22 protein-coding genes and 1 pseudogene are annotated in these 20806 nt (G+C 53.1%); 9 read left to right on the forward strand and 14 right to left on the reverse strand.

Annotated elements, in window-relative coordinates:
- Positions 1-24: 24 nt before the first annotated feature.
- Entirely contained in the window at positions 25-1185 is a 1161-nt protein-coding gene (locus ACMGGU_RS04045; protein ID WP_045909604.1) for a pyridoxal phosphate-dependent aminotransferase, read from the forward strand.
- On the opposite strand, the gene ACMGGU_RS04050 is transcribed toward ACMGGU_RS04045, so the two are convergent.
- The 3 genes and pseudogenes from ACMGGU_RS04050 to citR all read right to left on the reverse strand — a co-directional run bounded on the left by ACMGGU_RS04050 (position 1186) and on the right by citR (position 4077).
- A complete protein-coding gene (locus tag ACMGGU_RS04050; protein WP_045909603.1) occupies positions 1186-1812 on the reverse strand; it encodes an IbrB-like domain-containing protein in 627 nt (208 codons plus the stop codon).
- A complete protein-coding gene (locus ACMGGU_RS04055) occupies positions 1797-3020 on the reverse strand; it encodes a phosphoadenosine phosphosulfate reductase (protein ID WP_048226071.1) in 1224 nt (407 codons plus the stop codon). The genes ACMGGU_RS04050 and ACMGGU_RS04055 overlap by 16 nt, the downstream gene beginning before the upstream one ends.
- 156 nt (positions 3021-3176) lie before the next feature.
- A pseudogene (gene citR, locus ACMGGU_RS04060) lies at positions 3177-4077 on the reverse strand (DNA-binding transcriptional repressor CitR).
- Between the two features lie 675 nt (positions 4078-4752).
- Between citR and ahpC the strand changes: the two are divergent.
- A complete protein-coding gene (ahpC, locus tag ACMGGU_RS04065; protein WP_008501015.1) occupies positions 4753-5316 on the forward strand; it encodes an alkyl hydroperoxide reductase subunit C in 564 nt (187 codons plus the stop codon).
- Positions 5317-5503: 187 nt separating this feature from the next.
- Positions 5504-7069 carry an alkyl hydroperoxide reductase subunit F gene (gene ahpF, locus ACMGGU_RS04070; protein ID WP_045909600.1) on the forward strand — a complete coding sequence of 522 codons (1566 nt, stop codon included), beginning with the start codon at positions 5504-5506 and terminating at the stop codon, positions 7067-7069.
- A 60-nt stretch (positions 7070-7129) separates the two neighbouring features.
- Here ahpF and uspG read toward each other — a convergent pair whose 3' ends face one another.
- Complete coding sequence (uspG, locus tag ACMGGU_RS04075; protein ID WP_420300268.1) at positions 7130-7558, reverse strand: universal stress protein UspG; 429 nt, start codon at positions 7556-7558, stop codon at positions 7130-7132.
- Positions 7559-7738: 180 nt separating this feature from the next.
- Between uspG and ACMGGU_RS04080 the strand changes: the two genes are divergently transcribed.
- Positions 7739-8977: a zinc-dependent alcohol dehydrogenase gene (locus tag ACMGGU_RS04080; RefSeq protein WP_420300269.1), complete on the forward strand. Its 1239-nt coding sequence runs from the start codon at positions 7739-7741 to the stop codon at positions 8975-8977.
- A 10-nt stretch (positions 8978-8987) separates the two neighbouring features.
- Here the strand turns inward: ACMGGU_RS04080 and yldA are convergent, their stop codons facing one another.
- The gene (gene yldA / locus ACMGGU_RS04085) at positions 8988-9077 is read right to left on the reverse strand and encodes a small membrane protein YldA (protein ID WP_008501020.1); all 90 of its coding nucleotides are present in this window, start codon (positions 9075-9077) and stop codon (positions 8988-8990) included.
- A gap of 139 nt (positions 9078-9216) precedes the next feature.
- Positions 9217-9627 (reverse strand): nucleoside diphosphate kinase regulator, encoded by a 411-nt coding sequence (rnk, locus tag ACMGGU_RS04090; protein WP_045261020.1) that lies wholly within the window; start codon positions 9625-9627, stop codon positions 9217-9219.
- Between the two features lie 245 nt (positions 9628-9872).
- Here rnk and ACMGGU_RS04095 point away from each other — a divergent pair, with 245 nt between their 5' ends.
- The gene (locus ACMGGU_RS04095) at positions 9873-10490 is read left to right on the forward strand and encodes a flavin reductase family protein (protein ID WP_048226075.1); all 618 of its coding nucleotides are present in this window, start codon (positions 9873-9875) and stop codon (positions 10488-10490) included.
- Here the strand turns inward: ACMGGU_RS04095 and rna are convergent.
- Together rna and dcuC are read right to left on the reverse strand one after the other, a co-directional pair.
- On the reverse strand, positions 10484-11293 hold the full coding sequence (rna, locus tag ACMGGU_RS04100) for a ribonuclease I (RefSeq protein WP_048226076.1): 810 nt from the start codon (positions 11291-11293) through the stop codon (positions 10484-10486). The genes ACMGGU_RS04095 and rna overlap by 7 nt on opposite strands.
- A 94-nt stretch (positions 11294-11387) precedes the next feature.
- The gene (gene dcuC, locus ACMGGU_RS04105; protein ID WP_048026951.1) at positions 11388-12755 is read right to left on the reverse strand and encodes an anaerobic C4-dicarboxylate transporter DcuC; all 1368 of its coding nucleotides are present in this window, start codon (positions 12753-12755) and stop codon (positions 11388-11390) included.
- 395 nt (positions 12756-13150) lie between these two features.
- Between dcuC and pagP the strand changes: the two genes are divergently transcribed.
- Positions 13151-13768: a lipid IV(A) palmitoyltransferase PagP gene (gene pagP, locus ACMGGU_RS04110; RefSeq protein ID WP_080474221.1), complete on the forward strand. Its 618-nt coding sequence runs from the start codon at positions 13151-13153 to the stop codon at positions 13766-13768.
- A gap of 190 nt (positions 13769-13958) precedes the next feature.
- Entirely contained in the window at positions 13959-14168 is a 210-nt protein-coding gene (gene cspE / locus ACMGGU_RS04115) for a transcription antiterminator/RNA stability regulator CspE (protein ID WP_002439184.1), read from the forward strand.
- 219 nt (positions 14169-14387) lie between these two features.
- Here the strand turns inward: cspE and crcB are convergent, their stop codons facing one another.
- Positions 14388-14771, reverse strand: coding sequence for a fluoride efflux transporter CrcB (gene crcB, locus ACMGGU_RS04120; protein WP_024907010.1), 384 nt, complete (start codon positions 14769-14771; stop codon positions 14388-14390).
- Between the two features lie 67 nt (positions 14772-14838).
- Here crcB and ACMGGU_RS04125 point away from each other — a divergent pair, with 67 nt between their 5' ends.
- Both ACMGGU_RS04125 and tatE read left to right on the forward strand, forming a co-directional pair.
- A complete protein-coding gene (locus tag ACMGGU_RS04125) occupies positions 14839-15627 on the forward strand; it encodes a deaminated glutathione amidase (RefSeq protein WP_045909594.1) in 789 nt (262 codons plus the stop codon).
- 125 nt (positions 15628-15752) lie between these two features.
- On the forward strand, positions 15753-15956 hold the full coding sequence (gene tatE / locus ACMGGU_RS04130; RefSeq protein WP_023310742.1) for a twin-arginine translocase subunit TatE: 204 nt from the start codon (positions 15753-15755) through the stop codon (positions 15954-15956).
- Between the two features lie 81 nt (positions 15957-16037).
- Here tatE and lipA read toward each other — a convergent pair whose 3' ends face one another.
- From lipA to dacA, 5 genes are all read right to left on the reverse strand, one after another.
- Positions 16038-17003 carry a lipoyl synthase gene (gene lipA, locus ACMGGU_RS04135; RefSeq protein WP_013097595.1) on the reverse strand — a complete coding sequence of 322 codons (966 nt, stop codon included), beginning with the start codon at positions 17001-17003 and terminating at the stop codon, positions 16038-16040.
- A gap of 207 nt (positions 17004-17210) precedes the next feature.
- On the reverse strand, positions 17211-18164 hold the full coding sequence (locus ACMGGU_RS04140; protein ID WP_395299880.1) for a YbeF family transcriptional regulator: 954 nt from the start codon (positions 18162-18164) through the stop codon (positions 17211-17213).
- Positions 18165-18455: 291 nt separating this feature from the next.
- Positions 18456-19097, reverse strand: coding sequence for a lipoyl(octanoyl) transferase LipB (gene lipB / locus ACMGGU_RS04145; protein ID WP_248220961.1), 642 nt, complete (start codon positions 19095-19097; stop codon positions 18456-18458).
- Positions 19098-19191: 94 nt separating this feature from the next.
- Complete coding sequence (gene ybeD / locus ACMGGU_RS04150; protein WP_003858718.1) at positions 19192-19455, reverse strand: DUF493 family protein YbeD; 264 nt, start codon at positions 19453-19455, stop codon at positions 19192-19194.
- 106 nt (positions 19456-19561) lie between these two features.
- Entirely contained in the window at positions 19562-20773 is a 1212-nt protein-coding gene (gene dacA / locus ACMGGU_RS04155; protein ID WP_008501035.1) for a D-alanyl-D-alanine carboxypeptidase DacA, read from the reverse strand.
- Positions 20774-20806: the final 33 nt, after the last annotated feature.

Genomic DNA, 20806 nt, shown 5'->3' on the forward strand with positions numbered 1-20806 from the left:
AGTATTACAAACAGGCACAACACAATGAGCATTAACGCCTTGATTCCGCAAAGTAAACTTCCCAATCTCGGTACCACCATATTTACGCAGATGAGCGCTCTGGCGCAGCAGCACAACGCCATTAACCTTTCGCAGGGGTTCCCGGATTTCGACGGCCCAGCTTATCTGCAGGCGCGTTTAGCGTATCACGTGGCGCAGGGAGCGAATCAGTATGCGCCAATGACGGGCGTACAGGCGCTGCGGGAAGCCATTGCCGACAAAACGGCTGAGCTGTATGGGCATAAGCCCGATGCGAACAGCGACATCACGGTGACGGCAGGGGCGACCGAAGCGCTGTACGCGGCCATCACCGCGCTGGTGCGCGCGGGCGATGAAGTGATCTGCTTTGACCCGAGCTACGACAGCTATGCGCCTGCGGTTGAACTTTCCGGCGGCGTGGTGAAACGCGTGGCGTTACAGCCACCGCATTTCCGCCCTGACTGGCAGGCATTTGCTGCGCTGCTGAGTGATAAAACCCGTCTGGTGATCCTGAATACCCCGCATAACCCGTCCGCGACGGTGTGGCAGAAAACGGACTTCGCCGCGCTGTGGCAGGCCATTGCTGAACGTGAAATTTACGTGCTGAGCGATGAAGTTTACGAGCACATCTGCTTTGCAGAAGAGGGACACGCCAGCGTGCTGGCCCATCCGCAGCTTCGCGAACGCGCTATCGCCGTCTCATCGTTCGGTAAGACCTACCATATGACCGGCTGGAAAGTGGGCTACTGCGTCGCACCGGCCGCCATTAGCGCTGAGCTGCGCAAGGTGCATCAGTACCTGACCTTTGCCGTGAACACGCCGGCTCAGCTGGCGCTGGCGGATATGCTGCGCGCGGAGCCCGAGCATTATCGCGCGCTGCCGCGTTTCTACCGTGAACGTCGGGATCTGTTCGTGACGGCGCTGAGTAAAAGCCGCCTGGAAATTTTGCCGTCTGAAGGAACCTATTTCCTGCTCGCGGACTACAGCGCAATTTCCGATCTGGATGACGTCAGCTTTTGCCAGTGGTTGACAAAAGAGGTGGGAGTGGCCGCCATTCCGCTGTCGGTATTCTGCGCCGATCCCTTCCCACACAAGCTGATCCGTCTTTGCTTTGCCAAGCAGGAATCGACGCTGCTGGCGGCGGCAGAGCGTTTGAACACGCTCTGATTATTTCACCGTCCAGGCTTCGGAATAGCGACGGTCTGCAAACAGCGCCAGCAGACCGTTGATTTGCTTGAGGCGCAGCACCTCGTCGCTGTCCATTCCGAGCTCTTTGCCAATTCGCTCATCATTCCAGCCGAGCTGTGCCAGTTCGCGCACGATCTCTGACATGGCGTTAATCTGGTGCCGACCCCGCGCCCGGTTGTGACGGATCGTGGCGGCCATACGGTCATGCTTTTCCTGTCGGTCCTGGCGCAGGCAGGTGACGGGGAGATATCCCTTGAGCTGGCGCTTTAACGCCGCCCGATTTTTGCCGATTTCATGGCGATGGAAACCATCCACAATTTCGTAATGTTGCGGTTCACTTTCCGTTACGACAAGAGGTTGGGTGAATCCATCGAGTTCCAGCGACCTGGTGAGCAGCCGTTTTTCTGGAGGGGCAACGTTATTGGGGTTGTAGTCGTTAGCGATAATCGCGTCCTGTTTGATCCAGAGCACGCAGTCTATCGGTTGCTCACGAAAAGGACTGTGTCGATGGATCGCTTCACGAAAGGCATTGATGGCGTTAATCCGATCCTCTTCGGAAAGTGACTGCAGGTACGTTTCGATCTCAGTAATTATTCTTTGTCGCATAAAATGCCCCACTCCTTGCGTTTCGCCTTCACTCTGTCGCTGTAGCGCTGATAATGTTTGGGTTTATTTGGGCTGAACGACAGCGCCCTGCACCAGTAGTCATTATTAAGTAAAACCTTACAAATACGGCGCCATGAGGGGATGTCTTTGGCGCCGATATCGCCCTCCTGCGTCTCGGGAATATCCGGCATGCCTCTCTTCTGATACCAGTGCAGATAGATCGCGATTTTATTGCGGTAATGCTCAGCCGTGTTTTGCGGCATGCTGTCCAGCAGGAGCATGGCGTAGTCGCGCCAGCCGAGGTGCTCGGGTTTGAGGATTTTGCGGTGGCCGTAAAAATGGTTGTCCTGCCCGGCGTAGATGCCGCCGCTGCGCACGCCGCTGACGCGCTCGCACATCGCGGCCCAGCGCTCGGGCTCGAGAACGTGATAGAGCCAGAGCCCCTGGCGCTGTTCCGGGCCGAAGGGTTCGCAGATGCGCATATAGCGCGGCGGGACGCCCGCCTGAAACATGAGGTTGTAGAGCGGGTTATAGCTGCACCCGGATTTTGCAAACCATGTCCAGATGTCTGCGGTTTTCCAGTCGTAGAGAGGATAGACGTACCACGCGTGCCCCCCGGGAGCGGTGGTTGTCCAGGGCTTATCGTCCGCGAAGCGCTGCTTGCGGTTGTTGGCGATGGTCAAAAACCGGTTGTAGGATTCATCGGCGCGGATGCCCACCAGCATGGCTGCCGGCCGGTGCAGGGCAAACCAGTCGGAAAACGAGCGGACAAATGCTTCAAAGGTCATTCCCGCCTGGTAAAAATCAAAATAATCGGCAGCGGTGATGGCGTCTTCCGGCGGCTGGCGCACCCAGCGTACGCCCGGCGCCCAGCACTGCCATTCCGGCTGATACTGTGAGAGCGAATTCTGCGTGGTCAGCGGAAGCGCCACCCAGTAAAAGTGCTCGATGACGTCCCGGTAGCATTCGCGTAGCGCATTAACGTGTTCAATGGTGCAGGAGAACTGAGCCTCCCAGTCAATAAACAGCACGCTGATTTTTCGCTTTTGCGCCCGGGCCATTTGCGCGGTGAGATGCAGCATGACGGTGGAGTCTTTGCCGCCGGAAAAGGAGACGCAGATGCGGGAAAAAGTAGCGAACGTCCAGTCGATGCGCGCCTGTGCGGCCTCCAGCACGTTAAGCTGCAGGGGATGTTTATACAGTGACATGTGCAATCTCTTCCTGAGGATGACTGTCGGGGCTTTTATTTACGCTAATTAAACATGAATAGTAAAGATATTAAAGCGAAACCGGAATAATGCGATTTATCCATGCCTGGATTGTTGCCCAAATGTAATTAAAAAGTATTCGGGCAATATCGGAAATTATTCCGCTTCGATTTTTTCAATGAATTGCGAAAACACGCTGCTGTTTAACGCTGAACGATTATATAGCATAAAAATATCTAATTTCGGAACCGTGAAAGGCAAGGCGACGCGCTTCAGGTTGAGAATGTCTTTATATCGCTCAAACATTGCGGTTGGAACAAAACCGACTAAAATCACTCATGCCAATAATATTCATAATCGAAATCAGCGAGTCGCTGCGGAAGCAGAAATTCCGTTCCGGAAGGAGTACGTTCGACTGCTGCTGGAAGTCCTTTATGCCGTTCTCCTGGCTGCGCATCAGCGTGAATTTTTCCTGGCAGAGCTCCTCAAGCGTTGCGCTATCGCCAAGGCGGGGGTGCTCTTTGCAGCAGACCAGCTGTGCCGAAAACTGGATAAAGCGGGTACAGACGATAGAGCGGCTGTTAACCGGCGCAAAACTAAACACCAGATCGGCCTTGCGGTAGGCGAGCAGATCCTCGGCCGACTCAGGCGATAAGACCACATCATTATGTTCTATCTCGTAATTTCCGTCCGCAAGCAGAGACCTTAGCAGGTCGCCCAATCGCCCCTGGACCAGAATCTGCGGGCAGTAGATGACAAAGCTCTTTTTGATCTGCGCGTTATTCAGGATATTGATGGTCTGCTCAATATGATTAAGGTTTTCTTCCAGATGATGATGCAGGTTGATCCCCACGGTCGTCGGGGTGATGCCTTTACCCGAACGAATAAAAAGCGGGTCATTCAGCTGCGTACGCAGGCGTTGCAGAGACTGGCTCACCGCAGAGGGCGTGATATAGAGTGTTTCCGCTGCCTTGCTAATGCTGAGGTGCTGATAAATGCACTCAAAAATGACTAACAGATTGAGATCGAATTTTTTAAGGTCATAAAGATTTGCCATGGATCATCCTGAGTGTGTTGTTGTCATCTCATAACTGATAACTATAGTTCGAAGTTAATCATTTACAATCCTTGTGATTAACCTGCTTATTATATTTTGAATTCAAGCTTAATATATCACGAGGCTGGATTATTGAAATAGAACTTCAGCCGTTATTAAGATATTTTTATCTTTAAAACGTGCGGCGTTGTTCTCAAATAAGCACTCCCGGTTATACATTTGCTGTGACGCATTATTGCCACTTTAGCGCCGGCTACCAGTCTGACCACTTATTGCAATCCATTCTCATTATTAATTCTCTCGTTATGTCGGGCAGACGCGGGCGTTATTCGGTAAAACCTATCGCAGCCATAGGGCGGAATGCCGGCGTGACGGATTGCCCAAACTGAAAACCGGTGCTGTAATCAAACCGCTGTTACGGCCTGATATAAGGTATGTAGAGCGCAACGCAACGCCAGCCCCGGCTGGCACTGAAAGTTCCTGTGGAAAGTTCAGGTATCAGGGCCGCCCACCAGGGCGGCCTTTTTACGTTCAGGCTTTCCGTTAATTCAGTTCACAACGTTGTCTTGTTGGTGTTGTAAGGTTTGGCTGATTGATTTGATAAAGCATACGCATTAGCCCCGATGGATAAAGTTGGTTACCTTACATCTCAACGAAAACACGGAGGAAGTACAGATGTCTTTGATTAACACTAAAATTAAACCTTTCAAAAACCAGGCGTTCAAAAACGGTGAGTTCATCGAAGTAACCGAGAAAGATACCGAAGGTCGCTGGAGCGTCTTCTTCTTCTATCCGGCTGACTTCACCTTCGTTTGCCCGACCGAACTGGGCGACGTGGCTGACCATTACGACGAACTGCAGAAGCTGGGCGTAGACGTTTACTCTGTGTCTACCGATACCCACTTCACCCACAAAGCGTGGCACAGCAGCTCTGAAACCATCGCCAAAATCAAATACGCGATGATCGGTGACCCGACTGGCGCCCTGACCCGTAACTTCGACAATATGCGTGAAGATGAAGGCCTGGCAGACCGCGCGACCTTCGTCGTTGACCCGCAGGGCATTATCCAGGCTATCGAAGTTACCGCTGAAGGTATCGGCCGTGATGCGTCTGACCTGCTGCGTAAAGTGAAAGCAGCGCAGTATGTCGCTTCTCACCCAGGCGAAGTGTGCCCGGCTAAATGGAAAGAAGGCGAAGCAACGCTGGCGCCATCTCTGGACCTGGTCGGCAAGATCTAAGTCTGTAAAGCCTGGCGGCGCTACGCTTGCACAGGCCTACAGTATCGTAGGCCGGGTAAACGAAGTGCCACCCGGCAATCAATGGGCGCACCCGCGCCCATGTTATTCCAGCACCATGATGCAAGTTGCATTCAGGCCGCCCACATAAGGCAGCTTGCATGATGACGTCTTAAGAGAGGGAAGAACAATGCTCGACACAAATATGAAAACCCAGCTCAAGGCCTACCTTGAGAAACTGACTAAACCCGTTGAGCTGATTGCCACGCTGGACGACAGCGCGAAATCGGCAGAGATCAAAGAACTGCTGGCTGAGATCGCCGAACTGTCGCCAAAAGTGACCTTCAAAGAAGATAACTCGCTTAACGTCCGTAAGCCTTCTTTCCTGATTACTAACCCAGGCTCTGAGCTGGGGCCGCGTTTTGCCGGCTCGCCGCTGGGGCATGAATTTACCTCGCTGGTGCTGGCGCTGCTGTGGACCGGCGGTCATCCGTCGAAAGAGGCGCAGGCGCTGCTGGAGCAGATCCGCGATATCGACGGTGATTTTGAGTTTGAAACCTATTACTCGCTCTCCTGCCACAACTGTCCGGACGTGGTGCAGGCGCTGAACCTGATGTCGGTCCTCAACCCGCGCATCAAGCACACGGCAATTGACGGCGGTACCTTCCAGAATGAAATCACCGATCGCAACGTGATGGGCGTGCCGGCGGTGTATCTGAACGGTCAGGAATTCGGTCAGGGTCGTATGACGCTGACGGAAATCGTCGCCAAAGTGGATACCGGTGCCGAAAAACGTGCCGCAGAAGCGCTGAACAAACGTGATGCCTATGACGTGCTGATTGTCGGTTCCGGTCCGGCGGGCGCGGCGGCGGCAGTGTACTCCGCGCGTAAAGGGATCCGCACGGGCCTGATGGGCGAGCGCTTCGGTGGCCAGGTACTGGATACCGTAGACATTGAAAACTATATCTCCGTGCCGAAAACCGAAGGCCAGAAGCTGGCTGGCGCGCTGAAGGCGCACGTCAGCGATTACGACGTAGACGTGATCGACAGCCAGAGCGCCAGCAAGCTGGTGCCTGCTGCGGTTGAGGGGGGGTTACACCAGATTGAAACCGCCTCCGGCGCGGTGCTGAAAGCACGCAGCATCATCATTGCCACCGGGGCGAAATGGCGCAACATGAACGTCCCGGGTGAAGATCAGTATCGCACCAAAGGCGTGACCTACTGCCCGCACTGCGACGGCCCGCTGTTCAAAGGCAAGCGCGTGGCGGTGATCGGCGGCGGAAACTCCGGCGTGGAAGCGGCTATTGACCTGGCGGGGATTGTTGAACACGTAACCTTGCTGGAGTTCGCGCCAGAAATGAAAGCCGACCAGGTGCTGCAGGACAAAGTTCGCAGCCTGAAAAACGTCGACATCATACTGAACGCGCAGACCACGGAAGTGAAGGGCGACGGCAGCAAGGTGACCGGTCTGGAATACCGCGACCGCGTGAGTGGCGACGTGCACAGCGTGCAGCTTTCAGGGATCTTCGTGCAGATTGGTCTGCTGCCAAACACCACCTGGCTGGAAGGCGCGATTGAGCGCAACCGCATGGGCGAAATCATCATCGATGCGAAGTGTGAAACCAGCGTGAAGGGCGTGTTTGCGGCGGGCGACTGCACCACCGTGCCGTACAAACAGATCATTATCGCCACAGGTGAAGGGGCGAAGGCGTCTCTGAGCGCGTTTGACTACCTGATCCGCACCAAAACCGCATAAGAAAAGAAAGTAAGGCTACACCTGCAATAGCGAGAGGCCACCGAAAGGTGGCCTCTTTTTTTATCTGACGACCATCACCGGTATATGCGTGTGGCGGATCACGCTTGAGGCGTTAGATCCCAGCAGATGCGTAGTAATGGAAGGGTTGCGCGAACCGATGACCACCACGTCTGCTTTCAGCTCGTTCGCCAGTTCATTTACCGCATCACGTACGCTGCCGAATCGGACGTGCGTTTTGATCCGTGAAGGGTCGATGCTGAAGTGGCTGACCATGGTTTGCAGGCGCGTTTCCGCCTCGTGCTGCAGATGCTCTTCGAAGCGGCGCACATCGGCAGCAAAGCGGTGCAGGCTCAGGCTGGCGGAGCCCGGGAGCACGTGCAACAGATGAATGACCCCGTCGTGCTGCGCCAGGAACTCCGCGTGGCGTACGGCCTTGTCGCTCAACTCCATCTCAAAAACATCAACCGGCATAATGATTCTCTGATACATACCCGTTTCTCCTTGTTTATAAACGCTGTACTCATTCAACCACAAAATAGTCATGGTTTCTGTAAGCGCCCCGTCAGTTTTCTTATCTTGCCAGGATAAATCTCAAAAGAACCGTATTCACGGGCAGACCTTCAGGGGTAGCTACCCTTATACACTTACCTGGAACCTTTCGGAGGTCGCATGAAAGCACTTACGTATCACGGTCCACACCATGTTCGCGTCGAGAATGTCCCCGACCCCATCATCGAACAGCCCGACGATATCATTCTGCGTGTCACGGCCACGGCTATCTGCGGCTCCGATTTGCATCTCTACCGCGGAAAGATCCCGAAGGTGCAGCACGGCGATATTTTTGGCCATGAGTTTATGGGGGAAATCGTCGAGTGCGGTGCAGAGGTCAAGAATTTGCAAAAAGGCGATCGCGTGGTGATCCCTTTTGTCATCGCCTGCGGAGACTGTTTCTTCTGTCGTCTGCAGCAATACGCGGCCTGTGAGAATACCAACGCCGGGCAGGGTGCTGCACTGAATAAAAAGCAAATCCCCGCGCCGGCCGCGCTGTTTGGCTATAGCCACCTCTACGGCGGTGTGCCGGGGGGACAGGCGGAATACGTTCGCGTGCCAAAGGGGAACATCGGGCCGTTTAAAGTCCCGCAGCTTCTTTCTGATGATAAAGCACTGTTCCTGTCCGACATTTTACCCACGGCCTGGCAGGCGGCAAAAAATGCACAGATTGAAAAAGGCTCAAGCGTAGCCGTTTTCGGTGCCGGGCCGGTGGGGCTACTGACCATTGCCTGCGCGCGACTGCTGGGGGCTGAGCAGATCTTTGTCATCGATCACCATCCGTACCGGTTGCGATTTGCCGAGGCACGATACGGTGCAATTCCCATCAACTTTGATGATGATAACGACGCCGCGGAAAAAATCATCGAGCAGACCGCGGGCCAGCGCGGCGTTGACGCTGTGATTGATGCGGTCGGGTTTGAAGCGAAAGGCAGCACCACGGAAACGATCCTCAGCAATCTTAAAATTGAAGGCAGCAGCGGCAAAGCGTTGCGTCAGTGCATGGCTGCCGTGCGGCGCGGCGGGGTGGTCAGCGTACCCGGCGTATACGCAGGGTTTATCCATGGCTTCCTGTTTGGCGATGCCTTTGATAAGGGGCTGACGTTTAAGATGGGCCAGACGCACGTCCATGCCTGGCTGGGGGAACTGCTACCGCTGATCGAAAAAGGGCTGCTTACGCCGGAAGAGATCGTGACCCATTATCTCCCCCTTGCCGATGCGGAGCGTGCCTATAAGATTTTCGAAAAACGGGAGGAGGAGTGCCGGAAGGTGATTCTGGTCCCGGGGGCAGACACGCCCGAAGCCGCAGAGCAGACCGTTAAGGGACTGGTGAATGCCTTCCCGGGTGGGGGGGCCTGAGAATGTTCGCTTACCAGTGACGTTCAAGATAGAGCACAGCCGTGACGATAATCGCCACAAAAATCAGAAAGATAAGTGTGATAACGCCTATCTCACTCATGACCGTCCCCGCGGCACCAAAACAGATTAAGCGTGGATTAAGGCCATTTTGCGCGGTATAGGAAAATCGGGTGAATTTGCGGAAAGAGGATGCGGCTGCATCCTCTGTGCAAAGCGGGTAGGCGCTTATTCAGAAGAGATTAACGCAGGTAATCGCCCGCGGCTTCTGGCTGGTAGAGCAGCTCCAGCACTTCCAGATGGGTCGAGGCACCGCCCGGCAATTCCCAGTGGATCGTATCCCCCGTACGCAGCCCCAGCAGTGCGGCACCCACAGGGGCCAGAACAGAAAGCTGTGCGCTGCTGTCGGTCATCTGAGCGGGGTAAACCAGCGTACGGGTCAACTCTTCACCGGTGGTCAGGTTGCGGAATTTCACCTGGCTGTTCATGGTGACCACGTTATGCGGCATCGTCTCAGGCGTGCACATCTGTGCCCGGTCGAGCTCCTCATTCAGGGCGTCGGCCACGGGGAGCGAGGCGAACTCCGCTTTTTCCAGCAGCCTGTCGATACGTTCTGCGTCGAGCTCATTGATGATAATGGTAGGTCTGGACATTTTTTACTCCATGTCGTTAATGCTGCGTCTTACGCAGAAACTGATCCAAAAGAAAACCCTCGCCGTCTGGCAGCGAGGGTTTAACTCTCCCGATGATACTGGCTGAGCGCGCAAGTTTGAAGTGATGAAAGTCACATTCATGGGCCATATGAATTTTGCTGAAATTTATTCAGTCTTCATTCCTGGCGGAATACGTTACGCTGAGTGTCCTGAATCCGGGCGTTGCCCGCCAACGAGAGAGAATTATGTACTTCTATCAACCGTCTCAGGGACACGGCCTCCCGCATGACCCGCTGAACGCCATTATTGGTCCGCGTCCGATAGGCTGGATCTCCTCATGCGATAAGGCCGGTCAGCTGAATCTCGCACCGTACAGCTTCTTTAACTGCTTTAACTATCGCCCACCGATCATCGGCTTTTCCAGCAACGGCTGGAAGGACAGCGTGCGTAATATTACTGAGACAAAAGAGTTTGTCTGGAATCTGGCAACGCGCGATCTTGCCCAGGCGATGAATCAAACCTCCGCGATGCTTCCCCACGATCGGGATGAATTTAGCTTTGCCGGGCTCACGCCAGCGGCCAGCCAGCTGGTGAACGCCCCTCGCGTTGCAGAAAGCCCGGTGAATTTTGAGTGTCGCCTGTCGCAGTGCATTCAGCTGACGGGGGCTGACGGTACGCCGGTGGACACGTGGCTGGTGCTGGGGGAAGTGGTCGGTATCCATATTGCCGAAACGCTGCTGGAAGAGGGGATATACCAGACGGCGAAAGCGCAGCCCATCCTGCGTGCGGGTGGGCCGACGGCGTACTATGGCATCAGCGATGAAAACCGGTTTGATATGGTGCGCCCAACGGTGGATCAGTAGCCGGCTTTATCAATCACAAATTGTTTACCGCAGTTACCCGGATGTGGCTGCGGGGCAAATGAGGTCGCAGAAAGCGGGTTGTTAATGGTGTCTGCCTTCAGCGAAATCTGCATCTCGGTCAGATAAGCCGGGTTGCCGCTGCAGGTCAGCTTGAACGCTTTGACGTTCTCGTTGCCCCAGCTCCTGGCCACGGCACTGTCAAAATCGCTGCGAGTGACGGTTTTCCCGTAGTGACCGGCAAGGAATTTACCGACCGCACTGTTTTTAATTTCCTGATTCATCCGCACCATCGTGCCGAAATAGGCATCGGGATCGAAACCAAAGCAGACGCCATGTTTAGCGTATTCGTAACGCTCCAGGCAGGAGTTACCGCCCGCGCCCGGCATCACGTCGTTGAGCTTTGCGGCAGCGGAAAGCGACAGCCCGGTTTCGGCAGCTTCGCATTTGCGGCTGGCCTTCACTTCCGGCATGTTCGGAATGGGGCGCGTGGCGCAACCAAAACGCATCCAGCGACGCTCATCTACCCCGCGTGCGGCAATGGATTTCGGCAGGCCGGGCCATAACCCGTGAACGGTCAGAAAATCGGCTTTATTTTCGCGCTCTTTTTGCAGGCGACATTCGTCAGGTTCATTGCGGTTGCGCTCGACCATGCTCTGGCAAAACCCGGTTTGCCAGGACAGAGCCAGCACATAGCGATCGAAATCGCCATACTGGGTTGCCTTGAGCGGTTCTGCCTGTGTGGAGAAGACACAGAGTGCAAGCGCGATTGCGCCGGACGGGATAACAATATCCTTCCTGAACATATGATTTCCTGATCGAATGAGCGTGATTAATTTCTGGGGGTTATTAAAGCACAAAAAGCGCCCGCAGGCGCTTTCTGGATATCCCTAATTTAGGTTAGGCTGCGCCGGGAACCAGCACCTCCGTGGCGATAATTACGATAATTAGCCCAACCAGAACGGGTACGGAGGTGCGTTTTACCACTTCGAATGGGGAGATTTTTGCCATCCCGGCAACGGCAACCACCACGCCTGATACCGGGGAGATGGTACGGCCCAGGTTTGACGCCTGCAGCATGGGAATGGAGAGATAGGCAGGGTTAATACCGGAGGAGTGAGCCAGTTTCGGGATCATCTCAACGAAAGCGTAGAAAGGCGCATTACCGGAACCGGTGGTCATCGCCGCCAGCATGGTGAGTACCACCAGGACCAGCATCAGGATAATACTGGCCGATCCGAACGAGGTGGCGATAGAGATCAGGCTCTGGATAAAGCCGATGGTGCTCAGACCCTGAGCAAAAACGCCCGCTGCCACCAGCAGCATCACCACGCCAGCGAAGGCATCCGCCATGCCGCGATAGGCCACTTCCAGACCCGAGAACACCTTTTGCGTGTTAAAACCACGCACAAATTCCAGCACGGCAGCCAGCAGCATGCAGATCACCAGAATGGTGATAATGTGCAGCTGCGGGCCCCATTTGCCGTCAAAAATCAGCACCCCAATAATCGGCGTGAAGGGCAGAATGGCATAAAACGCGGGAGCGGTGGTGGTGATTTCACTCACGTCCATCATTTCATGGCTGATGTTTTCTTTCTTATCGAGATAGCGCTGCCAGAAGAAATGCGCGATACCCATGCCGACAATGGCAACAATGGAGATCGGCAGCGTGGTTTTAAAGGCGAAGTCGATGAGCGACATCTCCGCAGCCTTTGCCGCCAGCACGACGTCGCCGGAGGTCGGAGAGAGAATAATCGCAGCCGGAGACGCGCAAATGGCTGCTGCCGCGCCGCGGCTGATACCGACGTTCACCATGACCGGGAACAGCGTGGCCATCAGCAGTACGCCAAGTCCGGTAGCCGACGAAACGGCCAGTGACATCAGGCAGGCGAGGAAATAGGCGGCGACCATCAGCAGATACGGCGAGTTGATGTATTGCAGGGGTTTGGAGGCAAGCTTAACGACCATGTCGTTGGCGCCGATATGAGTCATGTAGGCCGCAAAACCGCACAGCATCATGATCATCATGCCCAGGTCACCGCCGCGGCTCATGAGCAATATTTTAATATATTCCACAATATCGGTGGCGGTGTAACCGGTGCTGGTTGCGCTGGCAGGCAACACCTGATGCCCCATCAGTGCGCTGATAATCAGCAGCGTTAAACCGCCAACAAATAATACGCCCGTGGCCGAGTAGCCTTTAATGATGTAGCGTGCGACACCGACAATGACGACGACTCCAATAAGGAGCTCGAATAACGTAAGCATGATTTCCCCTGTATCTCTGCTGCTATGGAGCACAAAAAATCAATAAAAAAAAGAAGGATGAAAATGTGCCGAATAAATGGCCTGTTCTTGCTGATTAAAATCAATAAACAGACGACTAGAGAGCAGAACAACCGTGTTTTTGCCATGGCTCATACATTTATGCCATGCGGGTCTTGACCGTCAGAAATAGCGCAATATGTCCTTACAATGATAACAGATTGTTAATATTTTGTATAATGCGGCATGCTACTGATAAAGAAGGTGAAACAGGCTAAAGGCCCACCCTGTATGTGCTTATTCGACCTTACTGTCCGGTTTTATTAAGAATATTCCCGGAAAAAGGCCGAATAATTAGGAATAACGCTGATGCCGTTAAGCTTTGATTCAACTATTTTATGGTAAACTTTGCCTCGAATACTAAGAATGGTAATTGCATTGTGATCGTACGTAATACATTTTTCTCAATTTTATTGTTTATTTTTGGGCAGTTAACGTTTTCTTCTGTTGCACAGGCAGAGGACAACGCGACGGATAAAGGATGGTTCTCAACCTTTACGGATAATGTCTCCCAGACCTGGACGTCGCCGGAACATTATGATCTCTATGTTCCGGCAATAACGTGGCATGCGCGTTTTGCATATGACAAAGAGAAGACCGATAAATACAACGAGCGTCCGTGGGGCGCGGGTTTTGGTCAGTCGCGCTGGGATGAAAAGGGAAACTGGCATGGCATCTATCTGATGGCCTTTAAAGACTCCTTTAATAAATGGGAGCCGATCGGAGGCTACGGCTGGGAGAAAACCTGGCGCCCGCTAGCCGACGAGAACTTTCATGTTGGGTTAGGCTACACCGCGGGGGTCACCGCGCGTGACAACTGGAATTACATTCCGATCCCGGTGCTGCTGCCTTTGGCTTCTATCGGCTACGGTCCCGCAACGTTCCAGATGACCTACATTCCGGGCACGTATAACAACGGTAACGTTTACTTCGCCTGGATGCGTTTTCAGTTTTAACTGAAAAAACGTCATAGTCTGGTGAAAAAACGTGCAGGCGTTGATTCATAAACGATAAAAATCGGCCAGTGAAAATTAACGCGACTTTAGTCACTTTTTATCAAAGATCCGCTGGACAAAAGGTCTCACAATTGATGTACTGGTAACCGACACAGCATTTGTGTCGTTTTTTAATGTAAAGGTAATTTTGATGTCTAAGATTAAAGGTAACGTTAAGTGGTTTAATGAGTCCAAAGGATTCGGTTTCATTACTCCTGAAGATGGCAGCAAAGACGTGTTCGTACACTTCTCTGCAATCCAGTCTAATGGTTTCAAAACTCTGGCTGAAGGTCAGCGTGTAGAGTTCGAAATCACTAACGGTGCCAAAGGCCCTTCTGCTGCTAACGTAATCGCTCTGTAATTCAGACGCGTCAGCAAGAATTTCAAAACCCGCTCATTGAGCGGGTTTTTTTCGTTTTGAATCAGCCAAGCAGATACATTTTCAGGAAGCTTGCAACGATCAGCATGCTCAACAACACCATGCCTGCGCTCATCAGACTCTGTTTCATTCTGTCACCCTCGTTCAGTACTGCACTCAGAGTGACAGAGAAAAATTAAGCCAACATTAACGGTCCGTCTGTTAATGCGTGCTTGCGGAGGAAAAGAGCCAAAATGCGATCCCCGTCATCGCAAACGAGCCGAGCATGTTAATTGCGATATTTGCCAGCGCCCAGCCGATACGGCCTTCCTGAAAGAGAAACACCACTTCCGCAGAGAACGTCGAAAAGGTGGTTAATCCGCCGCAGAATCCGGTGGTAATCAGGACTTTCCACATTGGGTCAATGTGCGTCATTCGGTTAAACCAGGCCAGCCCCATGCCAATGATAAAGGCACCAATCAGGTTTGCAGCCAGTGTCCCCATGGGAATCGCCTGATGCAGCGGGTTAAACCGCATACTCAGAAACCATCGCGCAACGCTACCCGTTCCCCCACCAATAAAAACGGCTAAAAGTAGTTGTAACACGCTAAATACCTGCTATTTGATGTGTAAGAGAAGCGAGTTTAACGCCGTTTATGATGAGGGGACAAATATGTATGTTGCGGTAGGGCAATTTGCGGTCACGCCAGACTGGCAGGCGAACGCGATAACATGCGTCAACCTGATGATGCAGGCCCGGCAGAAAGGCGCATCGCTGCTGGTGCTCCCCGAGGCGCTGCTGGCCAGGGATGATAATGATCCGGATTTATCGGTGAAGTCCGCGCAACCGCTGGACGGTGAATTTTTACAGCAACTGCTTGCCCAGAGCATGGGCAATACGATGACGACGATCTTAACGATCCATGTTCCCTCCACGCCGGGCCGTGCAGTGAATACGCTGGTGGCGATTCGCGGCGGAGCCATTGTCGCACGTTACGCCAAGCTCCATCTCTATGATGCGTTCAGCATTCAGGAGTCGCGGCGCGTTGACCCCGGAGACAGTATCCCACCGCTTCTGGAGATTGACGGATTCAAGATCGGGCTGATGACGTGCTATGACCTGCGTTTTCCGGAGCTGGCGCTCCATCTGGCGCTGCAAGGGGCGGACGTACTGGTACTCCCTGCCGCGTGGGTCAAAGGACCGTTAAAAGAGCACCACTGGGCAACGCTGCTGGCGGCACGCGCGCTGGATACCACCTGCTATGTTGTTGCTGCAGGAGAGTGCGGCACGAAAAACATCGGGCAAAGCAGGGTGGTCGATCCGCTGGGTGTGACGATTGCCGCCGCTGCGGAAGCGCCGGATTTGCTGGTGGCGGAGATAAACATAGACAGAATTGCGCTTGCACGTCAGCAATTACCTGTTCTTCGCAATCGTCGGTTTGCGCCACCGCAATTATTGTGATGTTTTTTTCAACAATGCTTGATTCACCTTGTTACAGATTGCTATTGTGTGCACGCGCTAAATGACCGTTAATACAATCAGGTTTTGGCGCTGAATGCAGCCTGTTTTAAGTAAAGAAGGTATCTATGGGTGAGATTAGTATTACCAAACTGCTGGTGGTTGCCGCACTGGTCGTCCTGCTGTTTGGTACCAAGAAGTTACGCACGCTGGGTGGTGACCTGGGGGCTGCCATCAAAGGCTTTAAGAAAGCGATGAACGACGATGATGCAGCCGCGAAGAAAAGCGCTGAGGATGACGTCCCGGCAGATAAGCTTTCTCACAAAGAGTGACAGCAACGCCTGAGGGCATGCGAAAAAAAACCGGCTCATGAGGCCGGTTTTTTTGTATTACTGTAAATGAATATTACAGCTTTATTTAACTTCTTCGCCTTTAGCCTGCATATCGGCATGGTATGAGGAGCGAACGAATGGGCCGCAGGCTGCGTGGGTGAAGCCCATCGCCATCGCTTCGGCTTTCATTTCATCAAACTCGTCCGGGCTCACGTAGCGCTGTACAGGCAGGTGGTGACGGCTTGGCTGCAGATACTGGCCCAGGGTCAGCATGGTCACACCGTGGCGGCGAAGATCGCGCATCACCTCGATGATTTCATCGTTAGTTTCACCCAGACCCACCATCAGGCCTGACTTGGTCGGAATATGCGGATGCGCTTCTTTGAAACGCTCCAGCAGTTTCAGAGACCAGTTATAGTCAGCGCCCGGGCGCACCTGACGATAGAGACGCGGCACGTTCTCCAGGTTGTGGTTAAACACATCCGGTGGCGTCGCGGTCAGGATATCCAGCGCACGGTCCATACGGCCGCGGAAGTCAGGCACCAGCGTCTCGATTTTGATGTTTGGGCTTTTCTCGCGAATGGCCGTAATACAGTCAGCGAAGTGCTGCGCTCCGCCGTCGCGCAGATCGTCACGGTCAACGGACGTGATAACCACATAGCGCAGCGCCATGTCGGCGATAGTCTGCGCCAGCTTCTGAGGTTCGTTAGCATCAGGTGCGACCGGACGGCCATGAGCAACATCGCAGAACGGGCAGCGGCGGGTACAGATAGCACCCAGAATCATAAACGTCGCGGTACCGTGATTGAAACATTCAGCAAGGTTCGGACAAGAGGCTTCTTCACAAACGGAGTGAAGGCCATTCTTGCGCATCGCCGCTTTGATCCCCTGGATACGCGAAGAGTCGGCCGGAAGTTTGATTTTCATCCATTCCGGTTTTCTTAACAGCGCCTCGCGCTCTGTAGCCACGTTTTTAACCGGGATAAGGGCCATTTTATCGGCATCGCGGTATTTAACACCGCGTTCCATCACAATGGGTTTACTCATAGCGTGCGTGTTCCAGTTGCGAATATCGAAGGAAAGCGTTTCAATTCAAGGGAATGTTGTATTTATCAACTATTTTTGAACGAACGACAGGCAGTATATCATTGAAACGGTCGTTAAAGCAGCCTGCCAGATCGCCAATTTGTAAAATAGTTGTTGTTTTGTGCCTTTTGCCCTGCCTGTCACAGGGGCTTATGCTGGCTCAACCTGTCAGAAGGCCTGACGGATAATGCGGATGACGTTTTCCAGGACCGGATCGCGCAAACTCAGCTTGTTGTAATGCAGTGAAATCTCAACTGATTCCGCATTAAGCTGACTGAGGGGAATGCTGTCCAGCGGCCAGCACTTCTGGAGCAGGTTATACAGGCGTGATGGCATCACGCACAGCATATCGCTGCTGCCGATCAGAGAGGCGGTGGTGAACATATTGTAACTGCTGAAGCTGATCTGACGTTCCGGGAAAATTTCATCAATACGCTGACGAAGGGCATGGTTAGATTGCCCTTCGGTCATAAAAGACGAGTGGTCGTAGTTGCGCAGGTTTTCGAGGGTCAGCGGTTCGCTGAGAACCGGATGCTGCTGCCGGCAAACCAGTACCAGGTTGTCCGTATAAAGCACATTTTGCCCCAGCGCTCTGGCGCTGAAGCTGCCGCTTTCAATAATCAGGTCCGTCTGGAACTGGGCAAGCTGAACGTCAGGTTCATGGAGAGGCACATTGCGAAGCAGGAGCTGCGGAGCATGCTCTTTCACGGCCTGGAAGATCGCAGGCATGACCAGCACACCCACCGAAGGGGAACAGCCGATGGTGATGGTTCTCTGCTTATCGTAGCTCCCGGTTAAATCCAGTGCGCCCAGAATCGACTCCAACCCCTGGCTGATGTACTCATGGAGATGCGTGGCGTAGGCCGTCGGCGTTACCCCCTGACCCTTACGGATAAATAACGGGTCAGGAAATATAGCGCGTAGCTTTTGGATGGACTGGCTAATTGCTGATGGCGTGAGATTAAGAATTTTCGCAGCGTTAACGATACCCTTATGGACATATACTGCCTCAAAAATAGTCAGTAAATTGAGATCAATATTACGTAAAGTCCGAAAAATTTGCGGCTTGTCTTCGCCACCAGGTTCATTCAGTCGTTTGGCTGGTAAATTATTATACTCCACGCTTTCACTCCGTATACATTCACAATATGAATGATAGTTGAATTTATTTATTATGCTTGTAGAGATTCGTAAAGTGTTGGTTTTGTTTCACTTGTTTATCAAAAGCAAACACTTGTGTGATAATTGCTCACGTTACTTATGCCGTGTTTGCCGTGCTTGCTGGAGGCTAAATAATATGTAGCGGTAATATTCGGGCGCTTCGAAAATATAGAATCTGTGGATTATTGTAAAGTGCAAAAACGGTAAATAAACGGTGGCCCGCCAAATTAGCGAGCCCTGTTGTAGGATATATTAAGCAGGGATATATTCGTGCGGGGGATTGTTAAGTAGTGCTAACACGTTCTTCAAAAGCACGGGACGAATAGTGTCTGGCGTAGCGGTTTCAACCCACTGGCGCACTTGCGTCATTTCCATACCGGCGTAGCCGCAGGGGTTTATGCGCTGGAAAGGGGCAAGATCCATATTAATATTCAATGCCAGGCCGTGGAATGAGCAGCCTTTACGAATACGCAGCCCCAGAGAGCAGATCTTCATTTCCCCAACGTAAACCCCAGGCGCATCGGCACGCGGATGCGCATCAATACCATATTCCGCCAGCGTGTTGACGACGGTTTGTTCCAGTAGGGTAACCAGGTCACGGACGCCCAGCTTTCTGCGCTTCAGATTGAGCAGGACGTACATCACCTGCTGCCCGGGCCCATGGTACGTGACCTGGCCGCCGCGATCGCTCTGGATAACCGGGATATCGCCCGTCATTAATAAATGTTCTGCTTTACCCGCCTGACCCTGCGTAAAGACCGGCAGGTGTTCGACCAGCCAGATCTCATCGGGGGTTGTATCATCGCGTGAATCGGTGAAGTCATGCATAGCCTGGGAGACAGGCTCGTAAGGTTGCAGCCCGAGGTGACGGACCAGAATTTTATCCTGATACAAAACTGCGTCTCCGAAGACGAGGGACAAAAGGTATGCGGGAGTATATCACAGCGGGGAGAGGGGTTACCCGACAAACCGGGTAACCGCAAAGGGACTACAGCACCATACGAACGATTTCGATATTGCCGAGCTCTTCGTACAGCGTCTCAACCTGCTCAATGTGTGTCGCAGTGATGGTAATAGAAACCGAGTGGTAGTTGCCCTTGCTGCTTGGTTTTACTGACGGAGAGTAGTCACCCGGCGCATGGCGCTGTACCACTTCAACCACCTGATCAACCAGCTCAGGTTTCGCCAGACCCATTACTTTGTAGGTAAATGGGGTAGGGAATTCAAGCAGTTCGTTAAGTTTGGTTTTCATGTCAGCTCCGGCGTAACGTCAAAAAATAATAACTCCCACGTCAGGTGGGAGTTATCAGGATACTTAGTATATGGGGATCAAAATCACACTTTCAAGTGTTCGATTTTTAACCAAACCAGTGGTGGAACATCAATTTAATGTAATCAATGATTTTGCCGAAGAAATTGCCTTCAGGAATTTCTTGCAGGACCACCAGCGGACGCTGATCGATCGTTTTACCATCCAGCTGGAAGTTGATGGTACCCACAACCTGGTTTTTCTGCAGCGGGGCGTGCAGCTCGGTACTGTTCAGTACGTAGCTGGCTTTCAGATCCTTCATACGACCGCGCGGAATGGTCAGGTACAGGTCTTTATCAACGCCGAGAGAAGCACGGTCGTTGTCACCGAACCAGACGGGTTCAGACGCAAACTCTTTGCCTGCTTTCAGTGGATTCACGGTTTCGAAGAAACGGAAGCCCCAGGTCAGCAGCTTCTTGCTTTCTGTTTCACGGCCTTTAAAGGTGCGACCCCCCATCACGGCAGAGATCAGACGCATCTGGCCTTCAGTGGCGGAGGCGACCAGGTTGTAGCCCGCTTTGTCGGTGTGACCGGTTTTGATGCCGTCAACGTTCAGGCTGTTATCCCACAGCAGGCCGTTACGGTTGGTCTGACGGATACCGTTGAAGGTGAACTCTTTCTCTTTATAGATAGAGTACTCATTAGGGACATCGCGGATCAGCGCCTGACCAATCAGCGCCATATCACGTGCGGAGCTGTACTGACCGTCTGCGTCCAGGCCGTGTACGGTCTGGAAATGGCTGTTTTTCAGACCCAGTGCGTTCACGTAGCTGTTCATCAGGCCCACGAAAGCATCCTGGCTACCGGCGGCGAAATCGGCCATCGCCACGCAGGCATCGTTACCCGACTGCAGGTTGATACCGCGAATCAGCTGGGAAACAGGAACCTGCATACCCGGTTTCAGGAACATCAGAGAGGAACCTTTAAAGACCGGGTTCCCGGTCGCCCACGCATCGTTACCGATGGTGACCAGATCCGTTTCTTTGAATTTACCTGCCTTCATCGCCTGGCCGATAACGTAGCTGGTCATCATTTTGGTCAGGCTGGCCGGGTCACGGCGGGCATCGGCATTCTGTTCTGCCAGCACTTTGCCAGAGTTGTAATCGATCAGGATGTAGGATTCCGCGTCGATTTGCGGAACGCCAGGGATCATGGTCTTGATATTCAGGTCATCGGCGTGAGCTGCAGAGAGCGCAGCCGCGCAAAGGGCCGTGGTCAGCGCCATGCGCTGCACAAAACGAGCAGAAAAAGTGGTCTTCATGGTCAGAACTACGACATCCGTGATGGAATTAAA

This window comes from Enterobacter sp. BNK-8, from assembly GCF_048685095.1.
In the GTDB taxonomy this organism is placed as follows: Bacteria; Pseudomonadota; Gammaproteobacteria; order Enterobacterales; family Enterobacteriaceae; genus Enterobacter; species Enterobacter quasiroggenkampii.